The 16,458-nt window shown below is 56.7% G+C and carries 20 protein-coding genes and 1 pseudogene; 9 read left to right on the top strand and 12 right to left on the bottom strand.

Annotated features, from left to right (window positions below; genetic code table 11):
- Positions 1-29: 29 nt before the first annotated feature.
- On the bottom strand, positions 30-392 hold the full coding sequence (locus tag AC5P7F_RS20575; RefSeq protein ID WP_164077836.1) for a DUF3011 domain-containing protein: 363 nt from the start codon (positions 390-392) through the stop codon (positions 30-32).
- On the opposite strand from AC5P7F_RS20575, the gene AC5P7F_RS20580 reads away from it, so the two are divergent.
- Positions 337-1,050, top strand: a complete 714-nt coding sequence (locus tag AC5P7F_RS20580; RefSeq protein WP_197602953.1) for a DUF5677 domain-containing protein — start codon at positions 337-339, stop codon at positions 1,048-1,050. The genes AC5P7F_RS20575 and AC5P7F_RS20580 overlap by 56 nt on opposite strands.
- A 105-nt stretch (positions 1,051-1,155) precedes the next feature.
- On the opposite strand, the gene AC5P7F_RS20585 is transcribed toward AC5P7F_RS20580, so the two are convergent.
- The 3 genes from AC5P7F_RS20585 to AC5P7F_RS20595 all read right to left on the bottom strand — a co-directional run bounded on the left by AC5P7F_RS20585 (position 1,156) and on the right by AC5P7F_RS20595 (position 5,814).
- Positions 1,156-1,470 carry a HigA family addiction module antitoxin gene (locus AC5P7F_RS20585; RefSeq protein ID WP_046428102.1) on the bottom strand — a complete coding sequence of 105 codons (315 nt, stop codon included), beginning with the start codon at positions 1,468-1,470 and terminating at the stop codon, positions 1,156-1,158.
- 176 nt (positions 1,471-1,646) lie between these two features.
- Positions 1,647-1,973 carry a type II toxin-antitoxin system RelE/ParE family toxin gene (locus AC5P7F_RS20590; RefSeq protein WP_440572905.1) on the bottom strand — a complete coding sequence of 109 codons (327 nt, stop codon included), beginning with the start codon at positions 1,971-1,973 and terminating at the stop codon, positions 1,647-1,649.
- A gap of 2,014 nt (positions 1,974-3,987) precedes the next feature.
- A complete protein-coding gene (locus tag AC5P7F_RS20595) occupies positions 3,988-5,814 on the bottom strand; it encodes an AAA family ATPase (protein WP_099497928.1) in 1,827 nt (608 codons plus the stop codon).
- Positions 5,815-6,288: 474 nt separating this feature from the next.
- Here AC5P7F_RS20595 and AC5P7F_RS20600 point away from each other — a divergent pair, with 474 nt between their 5' ends.
- Entirely contained in the window at positions 6,289-6,516 is a 228-nt protein-coding gene (locus AC5P7F_RS20600; RefSeq protein WP_099497927.1) for a hypothetical protein, read from the top strand.
- A gap of 12 nt (positions 6,517-6,528) precedes the next feature.
- On the top strand, positions 6,529-7,515 hold the full coding sequence (locus AC5P7F_RS20605) for a hypothetical protein (RefSeq protein WP_099497926.1): 987 nt from the start codon (positions 6,529-6,531) through the stop codon (positions 7,513-7,515).
- Between the two features lie 281 nt (positions 7,516-7,796).
- Here the strand turns inward: AC5P7F_RS20605 and AC5P7F_RS20610 are convergent, their stop codons facing one another.
- On the bottom strand, positions 7,797-8,204 hold the full coding sequence (locus AC5P7F_RS20610) for an alcohol dehydrogenase catalytic domain-containing protein (RefSeq protein WP_241899286.1): 408 nt from the start codon (positions 8,202-8,204) through the stop codon (positions 7,797-7,799).
- Between the two features lie 112 nt (positions 8,205-8,316).
- On the opposite strand from AC5P7F_RS20610, the gene AC5P7F_RS20615 reads away from it, so the two are divergent.
- From AC5P7F_RS20615 to AC5P7F_RS20630, 4 genes are all read left to right on the top strand, one after another.
- Complete coding sequence (locus AC5P7F_RS20615; protein ID WP_099497924.1) at positions 8,317-8,865, top strand: hypothetical protein; 549 nt, start codon at positions 8,317-8,319, stop codon at positions 8,863-8,865.
- Positions 8,866-9,071: 206 nt separating this feature from the next.
- The gene (locus AC5P7F_RS20620) at positions 9,072-9,305 is read left to right on the top strand and encodes a helix-turn-helix transcriptional regulator (protein WP_099497923.1); all 234 of its coding nucleotides are present in this window, start codon (positions 9,072-9,074) and stop codon (positions 9,303-9,305) included.
- A 102-nt stretch (positions 9,306-9,407) separates the two neighbouring features.
- On the top strand, positions 9,408-9,689 hold the full coding sequence (locus tag AC5P7F_RS20625; protein ID WP_099497922.1) for a hypothetical protein: 282 nt from the start codon (positions 9,408-9,410) through the stop codon (positions 9,687-9,689).
- Complete coding sequence (locus AC5P7F_RS20630; protein WP_099497921.1) at positions 9,689-11,155, top strand: YfjI family protein; 1,467 nt, start codon at positions 9,689-9,691, stop codon at positions 11,153-11,155. The genes AC5P7F_RS20625 and AC5P7F_RS20630 overlap by 1 nt, the downstream gene beginning before the upstream one ends.
- Positions 11,156-11,330: 175 nt before the next feature.
- Here the strand turns inward: AC5P7F_RS20630 and AC5P7F_RS20635 are convergent, their stop codons facing one another.
- From AC5P7F_RS20635 to AC5P7F_RS20660, 6 genes are all read right to left on the bottom strand, one after another.
- A complete protein-coding gene (locus AC5P7F_RS20635) occupies positions 11,331-12,056 on the bottom strand; it encodes a MobA/MobL family protein (RefSeq protein ID WP_495204201.1) in 726 nt (241 codons plus the stop codon).
- Positions 12,057-12,309: 253 nt separating this feature from the next.
- Positions 12,310-12,933, bottom strand: a complete 624-nt coding sequence (locus AC5P7F_RS20640) for a hypothetical protein (protein ID WP_495204202.1) — start codon at positions 12,931-12,933, stop codon at positions 12,310-12,312.
- 90 nt (positions 12,934-13,023) lie between these two features.
- On the bottom strand, positions 13,024-13,977 hold the full coding sequence (locus tag AC5P7F_RS20645; RefSeq protein WP_099497918.1) for a toxin-antitoxin system YwqK family antitoxin: 954 nt from the start codon (positions 13,975-13,977) through the stop codon (positions 13,024-13,026).
- A 101-nt stretch (positions 13,978-14,078) separates the two neighbouring features.
- Positions 14,079-14,327, bottom strand: coding sequence for a hypothetical protein (locus AC5P7F_RS20650; RefSeq protein WP_241899287.1), 249 nt, complete (start codon positions 14,325-14,327; stop codon positions 14,079-14,081).
- Positions 14,328-14,350: 23 nt separating this feature from the next.
- Positions 14,351-14,566, bottom strand: a complete 216-nt coding sequence (locus AC5P7F_RS20655; protein ID WP_099497916.1) for a hypothetical protein — start codon at positions 14,564-14,566, stop codon at positions 14,351-14,353.
- Between the two features lie 22 nt (positions 14,567-14,588).
- The gene (locus tag AC5P7F_RS20660; RefSeq protein ID WP_099497915.1) at positions 14,589-15,272 is read right to left on the bottom strand and encodes a J domain-containing protein; all 684 of its coding nucleotides are present in this window, start codon (positions 15,270-15,272) and stop codon (positions 14,589-14,591) included.
- Between the two features lie 176 nt (positions 15,273-15,448).
- Here AC5P7F_RS20660 and AC5P7F_RS20665 point away from each other — a divergent pair, with 176 nt between their 5' ends.
- Entirely contained in the window at positions 15,449-15,673 is a 225-nt protein-coding gene (locus AC5P7F_RS20665) for a helix-turn-helix domain-containing protein (protein ID WP_329770423.1), read from the top strand.
- Between the two features lie 272 nt (positions 15,674-15,945).
- On the opposite strand, the gene AC5P7F_RS20670 is transcribed toward AC5P7F_RS20665, so the two are convergent.
- Positions 15,946-16,344, bottom strand: coding sequence for a JAB domain-containing protein (locus AC5P7F_RS20670; RefSeq protein WP_495205423.1), 399 nt, complete (start codon positions 16,342-16,344; stop codon positions 15,946-15,948).
- Positions 16,345-16,385: 41 nt separating this feature from the next.
- Between AC5P7F_RS20670 and AC5P7F_RS20675 the strand changes: the two are divergent.
- A pseudogene (locus tag AC5P7F_RS20675) lies at positions 16,386-16,458 on the top strand (transposase); the annotation flags it as partial.

The following is a 16,458-nucleotide window of genomic DNA, read 5'->3' on the forward strand; positions in this document are numbered from 1 at the left end:
GTCACCATAAGGCCGCTGGCGCGATGAACTCAACCGCCGCGGCGACGAACCGGCGTCAGGCTCTGCACCTGGCCGTTGTTGCGCATCATGCACAGGAAGCGGCCATCGGGATAATCGATGATCAGTTCCTGGTAATCGCTGCCCACCGGCATCCGGGTCACCAGCGTGCCCTGCGCGCCCTTGCGCATATTGCAGGAGCCCAGCGCGGTATCACCCGCCGGCGCGCTGTACGCCACTTTGGACACATTGCGGAACACCGCCCGGCACCCGCCGTTCACCCATACCGAGTGCCGCGACAGGCCCCAGTTCCCGGCCACCCAGGCGATGGTTGCGGAGATGCGCGCTCCACTTGATGCCCCTGGACGACCGCAATGCGTCCTATTCCTGTCTATCGCAGAGCAGTTTGAGGCGACGGTCCTGCTGGCTCAGGCCGGATTGACTACTCATGCCGGCGTTCATGTCCGCTCTATGTTGGAAGCGCTGGCTGACGTGTACCAGCTTGCTTCCAAGAGCGATCACGTGCGGCGAATGCGCTACGAGCAGGCTCATGGCGAGAAGAAGCTCTACGACCGGATGCTAGCCACCGACCTGCTGGAGCCGCACGACCGGGCGATGCTGGAGGCGCGCTTGGCTGAGTGCTTGACGCGCTATCAGCCTTTGCATGAAGAGTTCCGCAGGGGTAAGCCTTCCCAGGCCGATCACTTCATCGCAGCAGGGCTGCCGGAACTGATTGGGCCATACACGATGCTATGCAGCTTCACCCACAGCGATCTGACTGCGTTGGCGCTCCGGCACCAAGGCGAGCGCGGGCTGATCCTTCGCGCGCCCGTAGCATACGACGTGTTGTTCCTCGTCCTCTCGCTCGCCACCTACTCGCTGGTCCATGCTGCACGTGCACTCGAAGCGGTGGTCTACCTACCCGAAGGGAGCTACGACCTTCACATGGCGAGGCTGGAAGCGCTACAGGACGAACTCATGGTTCTCAGGCCCGAATTGCCGGAGGCCGACCAGGCAAACGAAAGCCGCCCGGAGGCGGCTGGTGCACAGTGAAGTGCGGGCAACAGCCGCGCAACAAAAAGCCCCCGCCGTGAGGCAGGGGCTTTGGTCGCTACAGAAGGCAAGGAAGGGTAACCTTCCTTCTACCGAGGTTTGGGCTTATGCCGCCCGAGGGGTGATTTCGTCGATCACATCGGCCAACTCAGCACTGGTCGTCACCAGGTCGTAGTTGGCCTGCAGGTTAAGCCACACCTCGGCCGAGGTGCCAAAGTAGCGCCCAAGGCGCAAAGCGGTATCGGCAGTTACGCCGCGACGCCCTGCGATAATGTCGGAAACGCGGGCCGGGGTAACGTTAATTTCATGGGCCAGAGCGCGGGCGGACATACCCAGCGGGGCTAGAAACTCGACGGACAGGATCTCTCCCGGGTGAATTGCGGGGAGCGCGGTGGCGGTTTTCGCGTTGGCGCGTGTCATGGACTTGATAGTTTCGCCGCACGTTGCGTGCGCGGCGCCTCCTATTTGAGTGTGAATGCTTACGGAATGTTCCAATTGTGTGAAGCTGAAATTCGATTCTTAAATGAGACTCTACGTGATGGACTGAGGGTCTTACTTGGGAGGCCCGCGCCGGTGTTAGCCGGCGCTCACTCTCCTTAGTGGTAATCGGTGACTTCTACATCGTAGGCGTCACCATCCTTCCATTTGAAACAGATGCGGTACTGGTTGTTGATGCGGATGCTGTGCTGCCCAGCTCGGTCGCCTTTCAGCGCTTCCAATCGGTTGCCGGGCGGTGACTTCAAATCTTGTAACGTCACCGCAGCATTCAGGTACACCAGTTTGATCTGAATCTGCCTCTCGATACCTGCCAGAGGTTTGACCTTCTTACCGCTGGCTATTCGTTCGGTATCCTTACTTCCATACGTTTTTATCACCGGCGCCTCCTTTACTCGTAGCGACAGGCGTATCGTATACCGATACACGGTACACTGCAACCCCCCCCTCTGGACAAAAACACACCTCCCAGGCAGATGCCCATTGAGGTGGACCAGCAGCCCTTAAGCTGCGGCGCCCAGGTCGAAGGGGTTGAAGCGGATCACCTCATCGCCCAGCCATTCGTTAAGCGCGGTCAGCCGCGTCTGCAGGGGTGACAGTTCCATTGCAGTCCACACGGTCGCCGCCTCGCGGATCGAGCCCCGGTAATTTTCCCGGTAGACGTAAAAAGGCCAGCGCCCCGCGCTGGCCTTTTCTATTGAAACCCCTATTTTCAAGGCGTTTCGGCGCTTCCCATGTGGTGCGCTTATCTGACCCAAATAGTCGATACAACCACTTGTTTTTGATTCAATAAATATAAATTCAAAATTAAAAATACCCCCATTTGTACCCCTTAGTTGATTGGATGCGGTTGGACTTACTTGGACAGCAGCGCCGTTTGTCGCGCCCCCTTGGCAATAGATCTCCTGCTACATGGAACTGTCGCTCGGAATCCTCAAGGCATTCCTAGAGGTCCCCGGGGAAAAGAGCCCGAAGTCATGGGTGACGTCCGTTGTCGGCCAGAAGCGGACACTCTTCCTACGCCTGATAAACATCCCTAACCAATCTCTCGAGCACCATCGATTCTGAACCGCACGGCTAGAACAAATGGCTAGCCCGACCACCTTGCCGGCACGCACGCAGCGCGTCACCTCTGCTCTGTATCCAAGGTCCATGCCTCGCTCTGGGGTCGCTAATGCTGATTGAGCCTGGGACTGGATGTCCGAGATATCGCATGGCAGAGTTCATCAACAATCGAACATGGAGTTCTATATGCCATCCTCAGTCGGACTGTGCATACGTTGCGGACAGAGGGCCAAGCTAATTGGTAGCCACATCATCAGCGAATTTATGCGTAACGCTTTCTTTGGGACCTCACCAAAGAAGAGTGAGAGCGTTCGAATGCCTCATCACAGGTCCCACATCGATGGAAGCACAAGCAAGCTGCGTGTCACAAAAAAGGCAGGAGCGCAATCGCTTCCGGCCCAGCCGCTGATGTGCGAGAGCTGTGATAGAGGGCTTGGATCCACAATTGAAGATCCAGTTGCCAAGCTAATCTCTCAGTTGGGCCTGGCCGAACACCCCGCCCGCATTTACGGTCTTGATCGGAACGCGCCCCAATGTGGAACGGTAGATTCACCGTTCGAAGAGTCGACGGTCCCGGGGGGGCCGCGTTACTTCTATCGTGAATACGAAGAGCTGCCGAAGGGGGCTGCGCTTTGTGCAAGACTGTGTTGCTGGCGCGCAATGCACGCGATGGCGCAGGACAGACACTCACCGGTACTCGCTTTCCTCAGCAGCTTGCCAGGTCAGAAGATCGATGCGGACGTAAAGCTAATTTGGAATGGTCAAATAGACCACGATGATAGTTACGATGACGTCCAGTTGTTCGTCGTTCCGGCTGAGCTTTTGATCGATACGATGGGCGGGGCGAGCGGGCTTATGCCTTTCGGATGGTATTGGGTGGAGGGTGAAGACCAACAAGGTGCCGCACTAGTGGGAACGGTGGTGTGGTGCGCTCATTGGGTGGCATTCTGGCGCCCTACAGCATTGCAGGGCTGCGGCCCATGGACCATGATTCAGTTTATTCAGGGCGCATTGGCCGGATCTCGCGCGCAGTTGAAGTCGCGGGTTGCAAGCATTGGCTCCTTTTAGCGATGTGCGGCCCATGCGGCCAGCCTACTGGAACTCTACACATGTCCCATTGCGCAGGCCGCGGCCGATTTCCAGGCGCAGGAACTTGCAATGGTCATCCGGCGCGACGTTCCGCGTGGAGAGTGCTGTCCTTCACCTGCTGAAGTAGTCATGCACCAATGGCGTACGCGGATAGATGGGCGATTCGGACGCGTCCGGATGTAAGTGTGCGACCGGGGTAGTCGCGGTCGACACCTTCGACGTCTTGTAGCAACGTCAGCGGCAACTCACGGGGGTCGTCACTTGCCGTCGTTACTTGCTCCGTGGGCTTTACTCCTCAATGATCGGATCTGGTCCGTTCACGAGATCTGCTGCGGGGGCTGGCACCTGTGCTGCTATTTGGTGGTCGAAGAAAGGTGCAGCCACGATTGCTTGATCTACTGGCTCTGCAGGAAGCCAAATGCGTCTCGCGATTTCCGCTATCGAGGCGACTCGTAGCCGATCGCTGGGAAGGTATACCCTCGGGTTTGCGCCCAGCTCCGTCTGCAGGAGTGCATGCAATCGACCAAGGACGAGCTTTCCTCGTCGATATACGGCCGGGTCGGCGTCATAGTCTGCGACTGCGCGAACGCCAATTGCTCCGTGATTCGGGCCGCCACCACCTTCTTGGCGCGCCCTGAAGGCCTCTTGCGTTCGCTGATTGATGATCGATTCAACTGACTTGTCGCGCGTTTCGGTTGTTGCCTGAGCAATCAATTCAACGATTCGCTCTGCCGGAATTCCTGGATTTAGCGCGTGCAGATGTTCGGCGTTTAAGAAGTATCCCTCTACATCGCTCGCGTCCGTGAGCAAAGGCTGGATGTGCGCCTCCCGAAGTCGTCGCTCAAATTTTTCGGAAGCCTCTTGCGACATGTAATCACGATCACGATGTACGGCTAGCGATACATGCGGCGCCTTATCTCTCAAAAAGCTCCCGAGAACAAGTGCGGCATCGGCCTTCGAGCAGCCCGTGTATGAGGCAACCTCGGTATCATCTTCGACAAAACCGTTACTCCACAAAATCGCACGCAGAGCATCTTGGTCACTATCTTCGGTAGCGACCACGCACTTGGTATGCCCATCGGCAAAATAATCTACTGAATCCAATGCGCCTAGATCCAAAAGCACAGCCGTAGTGTTGAGATCCTGGCTGTCCACTTTTTGCCCATTGCTGACCCAGGTCACCTTGCCTCGGCTTTGAAATGAGTCAAGCACATGGCGAGAGTGAGTGCTGAGCAACACCTGAAATCCCCGATCGGTCGCCATCTTGAAAACCAAGTCACATAGTGCGCGCTGATTGTCGGGATGCAGATGCGAGTCTGGCTCGTCGAGGATAAGAATCTGCGGCTTAAAAAGCGAGATGTATGCCAGTATTTGGGACGCTTGTAAGACGGAAGTGCCGGCCGCATCAATCGGTAAGCGAGGGCCCCCGGGGAATTGGATATAGACTTCAATAGATTCATCAGTTTCTTCGTCAAAATCAATCTCAATGTTGATGTCGGCGAAGATGGAGCGCATATCTGCAATGAAAGCAACCCATGCGTTCGCATCTCGATGCAGCAACCGAATAACGTTGCGGAGGGTCAAGTTGGCATCGCCTCGCGCGACGATCCGACGAACAAGTCCGGGAGAAAGAAGCCGTTCATCTTTAGGGATGCCGGCGAGTCCGGGGGCATAAACAGTGAAAGGTTCCGCGAGACTCATGAGCTTCTCGCCGATAGCACGACCGACGATTGAGACGGCGATGTTACGGTTCCGACCTCTGCGAAGACCCACAGTGCACCGAGCACCCGTATCATCTTCAAACTCAATCTCGATCTGACTAGGTCGCGGCTCCAGAAGCTCGCCTCCCGTCGCCAGAGACAATACATCCGAGACAGGCGAATAGAGAAGCTGTGCCGGGTTGATCGAAAGCTCAAATGCATCTTGGCGCCATGCCAGTCCCTCACCGATTAATCGGGCGCTCTGGGCAATTGAAACTGCGAAATGTATGGCTTGGAGAATGCTGCTTTTCCCTGCGTTGTTTGCGCCAATCAGCAAGGTCACATCGCCCAGCTCCAACTCTAGATGTTCGAGACGCTTGAAACGACGAATGGTGACGGTTTTGAGCTTAGGCATTCCATTTCCCCCGTAGAAGCACGCTCTAAGCTTACCCTTTCGCCATCCCTTTGAGACAGTACTGCGACGCCCCCCTCCCGGCTTGGACCTTTTTCATGTCTTCACGGCCCTTCTGCCTGCATAGCCCGGGGGCAGCCGCCCTACCCCCGATAAATCTTCCTAATCCCCTGCCTCGCTGGTGTCCGCTTTCGGCCAATAGCTGACATCCTGCGGATTTGCGACTGCCGAGTTCATGCTTCTACGAGCCCTGGCCATTAAGGGCGACGCAGACCTTCCTTTTCTTCCTAGCAAACAAGGAGATGCGCCGTAGTTGATCTTCCGCCGAAGCCTCGTTAACCTATCATCACGACTTCATTCGTGGTCAGCGCACGCGCAAATTACGGATTCTCTTTTCTCACTTGTTTGAAACAGTGGGAGGTGGATCCGCGCGCCAGTGCTATCCAGCCTCCTGCATCTCACCTAGGAAGCTGAACAATGACAGATCTCACCCCGTCCGTCCTCGCCACCCCTGAACGTCGCAAGCATAAAGGGCGTACGCTTGCGCGTATTGATAGCGAGCAGAAGATGCTTGCCTCCGGCCCGCTTGGTCTCGAGCGACTCGTGCTCAACATTGCAATTGATTACATGGAACGCCATCCTGGCATGTCGTTCGACCAGGCTGTTTTCGCGGCGCAAGCTTATTGCGATCGAGCACATAGCTAAGCGAGGGCGACCATGAAGACTCATCAAACGACTTCCGTTTCACACAACGGCGTTACTTATGATCTCCGCTTAGGGGGCTGGCTTAAGCATCTTCATAGCGACCTCTCAGAAGCACTCTCCGAGATCGCAACTGAAGAACTTTATCTGCCGAATAGGCAGACAGCGGGCACATACAAGACCGAGAAAAGGACTGAATACTCCACTCAGCCCGACAAGCAACACACCTCAGCCAAGAAGCATCTGGATAGCTGCTCGAAGCGAGATTTTGGACTTGAGTGGGACAAGCTCATCAACAAGCTCAAACAAGTCATCAATGAAACGTGCATCCCTCTTCTGATTGCGCGGCGCAAGCTTTCATTGGCAGAGCAGCGTGCAATACTGCTGGCCGCGAGCAACGGACACGTTGGCGCCATGTACTGGATCGGCACTGGACTCCGAGACATCAAGGATGACAATTGCCTGCTTTGGCTCTCGAAGGCTCACAACCAAGGGCATGTCGGGGCATGCTACGAAATGGCAGCACACCTTGCATCCATGGGCAACCATATTGAATCGTTGCGGTGCCTAGTCGTATCCGCCGACGGCGGATGCGATATTGCTTTTATGAGCATCTTTGACTTTGACGTCCTGCTCAACATGCCAAAGGCTAAGGACATAAGTCTACTTGAGAATATGCTCGATGATCTTGCGACCACCCATTCTTCAAGCGCCAGATATCTAAAGGGAATGCTCCTGCTCTTGCAGGGGAAGAAAACTGACGGAATTGCTGTTCTAGAAGCCTTCTCAAAGGACCCCAAAAAGCAGCCACCGAAAGATGACATTGATGTGGTATATGAAAACCAAATCAAGGTCATCAGCAGTTTTGTGGATGGCCTATCAAAGGATATTGCTCTGGGAGTGCAACCGCTAAACGCCATATCAGCTCGCTGCAAGCAGACGGGCTCCATCAGATTTGAGGACTACGATGAACTGGCCGCAACTGTTATGAATCTGCCCTAGCGCATGGCGCCGCTCTGTTCTGCAGGACGTCGTCGCAATGCTGCCGGGTGAGGGGTTTTAGCCCATCACCGAAGCCTGCGGCCAAGCTTCGTGATCATACGTCAGCGGCAGCAATTGCAACTGGGGCCGGCCATCATCCTTGGGATAGTATGATGCATGGGACACTTGGTGGTCCTTGCCGCCGTCGCAAAGCACGGTGTTGTGGCCCGGCCCAGGCCGATTCTGCGACTGCTGCCGCGCATCACTGATTTGGTACTCGCTCAACGCCCACTTTCGACACCTCATCCATGCCCCCGCCCCATCAACATAAGCTCGGCGTACCCACCATCACGGGTAACACCGAGCACATCCTGCTCGGTGCAGAGTGCAAATCGTCCCTGCCGACAATAGCTACAGGCGTTGCAGGGACCACCCAGACGACCTACGCCCACTCGATGGCCGATGTACCAGCGGTCCGGAACGCCCTCGCCAACTTCGAGGATCCGGCCGACCACCTCATGTCCCGGCAGCCCATGCTGATCCTGAGCATCAGGACGGGCAATATCGGACACATCCGCGCCGCACATGCCACAAGCCTCAACCTGCAGCAGCACCTCACCATAGCCTGGTAAGGGTCGCGGACGCCGCACCCACCGAAGTTGTCCTAGACCAGAGAATTCCATGGCGCCATAGTCATTGACGTGCATCATCGTGCCTCCAAATTCTCATGCAAGGAACCCTCCAACTTCTGGCATGCGGCTATCGCCCCCTTACAAGTTGTGCTCACGTGCATTCTTTCAAACAACAATGAAAAGGACATCTATGCATAACCTTGAGGCAGAGATCATCTGCGAACCAAAAAATTTCTCTGAAGCGCATCAGGAGCTAGTGGAAGCACTTGCAGACTATGCTCCACATGGAACCTCCGATAGTTCGGCCATCTTTGTTCGAAAAATTAGGATCGACCATGCAGAGGATATGCTCGCAGAGTCAAAAAGCGCCGAACCCAACAGCGAGACCGCCTGGTATTTTCTAACAGAAGCGGCCCGTTCAATTGGCTTCCTCATCGCATCTCAGCACGCCACGTATGCTCGTGATGACGAAGAAGATCTGCACACCGCAGCACGTAAGAATGGAAGCGCTGGTGGCACGGCGAAGGGCGTCAATGGAAGGAAGGTGATAGAGGACATCGTTAAGAAAATCCTCGATGCACATCCACCCCGAGAAGGCTGGGACAAGGCTTCATTGAAAAGGAAGTACAACGAGATCACTGCCGAGCTGAAAGACTTCAAAAATTCTGAGAAGAAATTCAGGGATATCTGCAAACGTGACGACGTTCAGTCCCTGTTGACCGCAAAGAGAAATCGATAACCGTACGCAGGCATTCAAATGGCAGGCGGTGCGCATTCCGCCTGCCCACCAAGTAGAAAAAGCACCATTCGGCGTCGTGAACGATCATCTTTTCTCCGCCAAATTTAGTAGATAGCTGCAATATTTTTTTTTGCATAGCTATCTAAGCACATGATTTATAAAGAATGAGTAACGTCGCCATCAGGCAAGCAACCTGAAGGCGCGTAATGAACTGCAACACACAACTTCCGCTACGGATCATCCCCGTACGCGTCGCTGCGGCCCGACTCAACAAGGGCCGCAGCACCCTCTACACCTGGATCGACGAGAAGTCGCCCTATTTCAAGCCCGATCTGCCCAAGCCCGTCCGCTTGGGCTCCAGTGTCGGCTTCGTCGAGCATGAGATCGATGACTACATCCGTGGCCTGATGCAGGCCCGAGGAGGTGTAGCCGAGCATTAGTCCCGCTACTTGCTAGCACTGCTCCAAGCCGGCACGTGACGCCCGCCTGCTCCAGCTGACCACGGCTGTGGCAGCTCACACCCCCTATTGAAGACCCAACTTATGAGTAATGACGTCAACGACGACGTGCAAGCGCACGCCGACAGCATTGCCGAGGCCCTGCGTAGCCTCAAGCCGAACGAACAGCATCGTAAGAGCCAGCTGTTCTCGCTCCTGTATCCGGTGATCTCCGATCTCCTGCAGCATAACGTGACCCAGAAGTCGATCTTGGAAAAGCTCGGCGAAATGGGCCTGAAGCTGCACCCCGCCCGTTTCAAGGAACTCATGGCAGCGCAGGCCGCCACCACCTCCACCTCCAGCTCCAGCACCGACAAGGCACTCTAATGAACAAGCGCATCCCCACCTTCGCGTTCCCGGTGAACGAGTTTTACAAGTCGGTTGCACTGGCCATTGAGGAAACCATGGAGACAATCCAGGCCCCGGATTCCCTGGTTGCCACATCGTTCCTGACCGGCATGTCGATCGCATGCCAGTCCGACGTCGATGTCGTGCTGCCTTATGGGGCAACAACGCCCTGTGCGCTGTATCTGGCGACTGTCGCGGAATCCGGCGAGCGCAAGACGGCTACGGACAAGCTGGTTATGAAGCCGATCTACGACTATGAATTGTCTTACGCCAATATGTACAAGGCCGCGATGGAGCAGTACGAAGTCGATCACGGCTTCTGGGAGATCGAGAGCAAGGCGATCAATCGCTTGATTACGAGCACCATCGCAAAGGATGGTGACACCACCGAGTTGCGTCAGCGCTTTGCTGTGCACAAGGCAGCCGAACCTGTGAAGCCGGCATGCAATCGCATCATCGTGCAGGACGCCACCGAGCGCGGCCTGATCAATGCGGTGCAGGGTGATAGCAAGTCCATCGCCATGCTCAGCGATGAGGGAGCAACGCTCCTGAAGAGCGGTGCATTCCGTAATTCGGCGACCCTGAACAAGCTGTGGGATGCCCCTTCGCTGGTTATGCTTGACCGCGCTGATGAGGTAGTCCAAGTCACCGACCCGCGCCTGACGCTCAGTTTCATGATCCAGGAGGAACTGTTCCAGGATTTTTTGAAGATGAAGAACAGTACGGCACGGGCATCCGGGTTTCTTGCTCGCTTCGTGTTCTGCCATCCCGAGTCAACCCAGGGTTACCGTGCTGCCAAGGAGCTGACCGACAAGGAGCCGGTGCACGGCGCTAACGTGCTGGCTTTCCACAAGCGTATGACCGCGCTCTTGGAAGCTCGCGACCACCGCCATGCCGATGGCAACTACAGCAAGAAGGTGCTGCGTTTCTCCACCGATGCCAAGGCACTGTGGAAGGACACCTACGACATCATCGAACCGGAGCTCGCCAAAGGCGGCGCTTACCACAGCATCCGTGACGCTGCCTCGAAGACCATGGAGATCGCCAGCCGTATCGCTGGGATCTTCCATCACTTTGAGGGGATCGAAGGTGACGTGATCGAGCGCGCGACGCTGCAGCGTGCGATCAACGTCGCGCTCTTCTACCAGGAGGAGTTCATTGAGAAGTTCGGCGACCACAATGATCTGCCGGAGGACGAGAAGGACGCCCGGTCCTTGATGGAGTACATGCGCACGAAGTACTGGATTCGTTGCCGCGACTGGGCATACCGCAATGACGTTCGTAAAAGCGGGCCTGTTCGCCATCAGGGGCGCTTCGCAGCCGCTCTGGACCTGCTGATGGAGGACAACGCTATTCGCGTGGTACGTGAAGGTCGTTACGGCCGCACTGGGAAGCTCGTGATTGAACTCAACCCGGCCGTCTTTGATCGCCCTAACGCGCTCTGACCCCAACCGTTCCCACAAGAAGGGCCGCTCCGAGAGGAGCGGCCTTTCTCTGTTCTGGCGACTACCAGAAGGGAGCGGCCCCGGCCTTTTCAGACGGGAAGCACATGCACACGATGCGACAATGCCCCAGTTGGGGCGAAATCGCTCGGTTTTCAGGTTCATGGTCCGGCCTAGGTCAAAGCACCCTTTGCCCCCGCATGGCTTGCCGGGCATCCACGTAGGCCGACCGCTCGTTCTCCGACATGCCTCGGATACGGAAAGCCCCCAGATGACGCTCCGCACTGCGTCCGACACCCTGTTCCTTCAATGTCCGGTGATCAACACGCTCCGTGATGCCATTGCGCTGCAAGTGTTCGTTAATGATGCTCGCAACCATTTGGCGAGTTTCAATCAAGCTTTCACTTACCTGCACGCTCGTTCTGCCGCACGCATCCTTCCTGCATCCGCCTGTTTCAGGCCTATAGGAGTTGTACCTCCGGAACATCTGCGGGGCGGATCGTTGGATCCCATCCGGCATGCGATCTGACACCATCAGATGCAGGTGCATATTCATTCCTCCTTCGAGGGACGCCTCGGGTGAATGCACCGCGTACTCGTAGGGCTTCACACCTGCCAGGAAGTGAATGAGAGCCTGCACCAACTCTCTCGACCTACTGCCGACAAGCTCGTTTGGGAGCGCAACGATGAACTCCCTGTACGCGGCACCATTCATGCGCTCATGTGCATCCGCTGCGGCCCAGAACGCTCGAGCACTCCCCTCTGCCCAACAAGGGAGGTTCCCGCACCCTACGTCGACCAAGTCCTCCCGTGACCGATACCGTCCTTCGCGACGTATGTAATCACTATGCCCTACGGCTTTTCCCTTGGCGCCAGTCTTTAGCTGCAAATGAAAGATCTTCATGGTTAACCTCAATGTCGGAAGGGAAAAAGGCCAGTGACGTTGGTCACTGGCCTCTATGGGGTGGCTTGAAAGCTACTTAGCCTGATGAGTTTGGAGAAACGGTAAGTGCGCGCTCTGCATTCCCCCCCTCCCTTCTATTTCATGTTATGCACGTCAGTGGGGGTAGTCATGTAGGCACTAGTAGCCGGCTTCTCTCATACCTTATGCACATAGGAGTAAGAAACTACTCATCACGCTCCGAGCATCAGTTGAATCAGTAGGCTGCACTGGCAGGCTTAGCCTCAGTCAACTTCCCGTTATGAAGAACGTAGCTGACATTCTTCTCCACCGATGGACAGCAGGTGGCATCGTCAGGTCCCTGTACCAGGGTCTTGATCGCAACCGTTCCTTCTTGGATCGTGAAACCCTGAACGCCCTCACCGTACCCAGACACCGGCAATGAGTCGGCATATGCCAATGCGCCAGCCTCTCTTACAAAGACAGCCAGATGCGTGGCATAAGCATTACCGCCATTGGTCGCCTCCAGTACAAACAACACGGCCCTATCGCTGACACCGTCGCCATTGAGGTCACCTTCAACGAACTTCCTCGCTTCTACGTTCTCATCAGCCTGATCGAAGATGAAAGCCTGCCGAGCCAGTGCTTCATTGATGATGCTCTCATCCGACGCAGCTACTGAGGTCTCTGCTGCGATCTGAGGCTCTGCCAGCGCAGGTCCGCAGCTGACCGCCTCCGCCTGTGCAGCTGTCAAACCCGCCGGCACTTCGCATCCGGCTAGGTTGATGTCACCGGCCTGGGTGAGAGCCGCTTCCTTCTTGCAACCTACAAGCGCCAGTACAGCCAACATGGCTCCCACCAACATACCTACCTTCTTCATACCCTCTCCTGGAGTCGTTTTGGAAAAAACTAACCACACGCATGGAGCGGGCGTGCACAAGCACGCCCGCTATCTTCCTTCACTACCGCATCAGTTCCTCTTGTCTGATCCGTCACAGACCCAACAGTCCGGATCCAGACCGCGAGCGATCTTGTCAGCCCGAATGCTCTCCTGCTCCGCCTGATACCTCGCCTCGCGCTGGGCCGGCGTCAGCAGGCGCACTGCGTTGTATCGCTTCTCTGCCTCTGTAAGCAGAACATCCTGTTTGGGTGTCAGAGTGAAATCATCACTCTCCGAGATCGAGCGATGGAGCGCCCACATTTCCGGCTCCGTCAGGTATTCCGTGCCGTCTTGCAGATAATGGGTCTGTGAGACCAGCTTTCCACCCTCGTATAGGCCCCGCTCCGAGACTGCTCCGTTCTCTTCCCAGTAGGCTTCCCACAGCCCTACAGGCACGCTGCCTTTGAAGTTGGCCTTTACCTTGACCTGGCCGTTGAGGTAGTAGCTGACCGCCTCTCCTTCCAGACCATTGTTCACAGCCATCGCCTGGTAGGAGAGCTGTCCGGGCTTTTCGGCGAAGTAGATCTTGATCGGCCCTTCCACGCGGCCGCTCTGCATCGTCAGGATGACGCCAGGACTGCCCGTCTTCGTGTGGAACACTGTCTCCCCATCCAGACCACCGTCGGTCCGCTTGCCTTCGTAGGCTACGACCTGTGACTGCGGATAGCGGCAGGTGTACTGGCCACCTACCAACCCTTCATCCACCTCCACATCGCAGACATAGTCCAAGTTGCCCAGCAGCGCCGTCATGCTGGTGGTCTGATTGGTGTTCAGGTTCTGAAGGATGGTCCTCAGAGAGCCCAGGAGCGGTTCGAGCTGCTTGTGCGGTACACCGGTGACCTGCCCGTCGAATGGCTCATTGGACCCAGATTCGTAGATCTTGCCGTTACTCAGTTCTGCGTTGCGCCAGTCCAGGACTGGTTTGTTGCATCCACCAAGAAGAAGGGCAGCCAGCATGGCTGCAACGTAGTTGATACTTTTCATGGAATTCCTTGTCTGTATGTTTGGGCGGCCGGCATTCGGTCGTCAGAGGCAACGAGCGATACTGTCGGCGGCCTACTTCGTGGGCAGGACGTCAGGCGCTATCAGGGGTTCCGACACTGGCCCGCTGCCACGAACAGCTGCTCGGCGAAGTCGGACGGTGGGTAGCCCTGTCTGTTGATAGCCACCAGACCCTGCTCGCCGTAGTGGTCCTGCAACTTGTCGATGGCGCATTTGCAGTTGGACTTCGGCGCGCCGCTGCTCATGCAGTTGTCTATGAACTGGCCCCGGACCTTGTCCAGCTCGCTGGTACAAGCGCACAGAGCCAGCGGAATGAGAGCAACGGCGAGCATCTTTCGGATTATTGATCCCATGTTTATCGCCTCTTCACCAGGACGAGCAGGGCAAAGATCACCACGATCCAGACCACGCCGCCGATCATCTTTCCCACCGAGGGGAAGACCACTGCGGGCCAGATCAGGCCCTGCCCCAAGTTGTAGAAGAAGCCCTTGTACGCGTAGCGCCCCCAGATATCGAAACATATGGCCGCGATCAGTACGGTCACGCCGTACAGGCCGATCAGGTACTTCATGTCATTCCCCTGTTGGTTGAGATCAGTTGATTTCTTGCAAGTAGTGGCTGACGGCTCTGAACAGCCGTCGCAGGTCATCCGGGTTAGGAACACTCAACGTGATGAAGGGCTCGCCATGGATCCGGATGTGCGCACCGTGGGCGGTGATCTCAGTCAGACAACCCAGTAACCGGATCTCAGCCTGCTCGAACTTGGCCTTGCACCGAATCTGGGTTTCGGTGATGAGAACGCCCTCCCTGGCACCGCCGAACACGGTGTCGTCGATGAGCACGACAACGTCCTGGGCCCGCAGCCTCTCCCCGTAGCTGTCCAGAGCGCCCTGGAGCTTCTTCCTTGGGATGTTCGGAGCCACGAACACCCGCTCGAAGGGCTCATTGCTGAACTCGAGTCCCTCCAGGGCCTGCCGAAGCGAGCGGAGAGGGGGAGGCTCTGTAGCCTTGGTTTGTGGAGCCTCTGGCTCGGAGCCGGGTCCGGCTGTGGCTCGGGAGCTGTCAAATCGCTCCCGTTGGGCCGGGTCTTTGAGGACGGCATAGGCCTTGTTGATGGCCTGCATCTTGGCCGTCGCCCACGCCACGGACGACGCGTCTCCCGCGGCGTAGCGATCAGGGTGGTACTGGCTTCGCCGACCCTTGTAGGCGAGCTCAATTTCCCAGAGCGGCGCCTCGGGGCGTACCCCGAGGACTTCGTAGTGGTCTTCTTCGAACATCCCTTTTCCCTGCAGTAGCGGTAGCCGAGCGGTTTTTGCCAGAACCCGATGGCTCGCGGGTGAGTTCCGCTGCCCCTAGGGACCTAGCTCCGCGCTCGACCTTTGCCCTACCTAGATACCCACAATGCTAATCGTAGTATGTCGAATAGTAGTATTCAAATCGAGACCATCTGTCGATGGCTCGTGCATCCCACGAAACTCGATTGGTCGCCGTTTTCGCCGGAAATGTCCGACGATTGAGGAAAGAACGTGGACTCTCTCAAGAAGAGTTGGCCGAGGCGGCCGGCGTCCATCGAACATACGTGGGCATGATCGAACGCGGCGAAAAGAACGTGACGATTTACAACATCGAGCGGATCGCAATAGCTCTTGATGTCCCTCCAGGATCTCTCCTCGAGTGAGCATAGGTATCTGAAGGTGGCGGAACGCCCCCCTAGAGGTCGGCCGCCTCCTCAATCTTTAGCGCCTCGACTAAGCAAACCCCTGCTCTCATGCGAAGCCTGCTAGCAGCCTCCCTAATCCTCGCCCTCTGCCGCCAATTTCCATCAGCAGCACGTTCCATCTCCCGAGCCCGCCGATCCAGGTCAGCCGCTTTGGCACGAGCTATTGCCGCCCTGGTCGATGACCAGGACGTCTCCCTTTCCTTCATGCTGTTCTCCTAAGTATCCGGGCCTTAGATCTGCCCCAGCTGAGCCATCGAGGTGCCTTGGCTCGCCGACACCACAAGGTGATCAACGACCCTCACATCCACCATCGCCAGCACTTCTTTCAACCTTTTGGTGATGGCTCGATCCGCTTCTGACGGCTCGCAATGCCCGCTAGGATGGTTGTGAGCCAGCAGGACCGCTGCCGCGTTCAAGGCCAAGGCACGTTGGACGACAATCCGCGGATGGATCTCAGCACCATCTACGGAGCCTGAGAACTGCCGTTCCACGGCGATCAAGCGGTTTCGGGTATCAAGAAACGCTACCTCGAAGTGTTCGCGGATCTCATGTCCTAGACGCAGGCGGAAGAACCTGCCGGCAACATCGGGATCTCCCAATAGCGACGTCCCCCCGGTTTTGAGTAGCACGGCGAATTGGAGTCCAATCCCACCTGACCAGGAGATTGGACGTGAAGAAACGCTTTTCCGAAGAACAGATCATCGGTTTCCTGCGTGAAGCCGACGCCGGCATGGCGGTCAAGG

Source organism: Stenotrophomonas sp. YJH_SMC_105-26 (assembly GCF_059368915.1).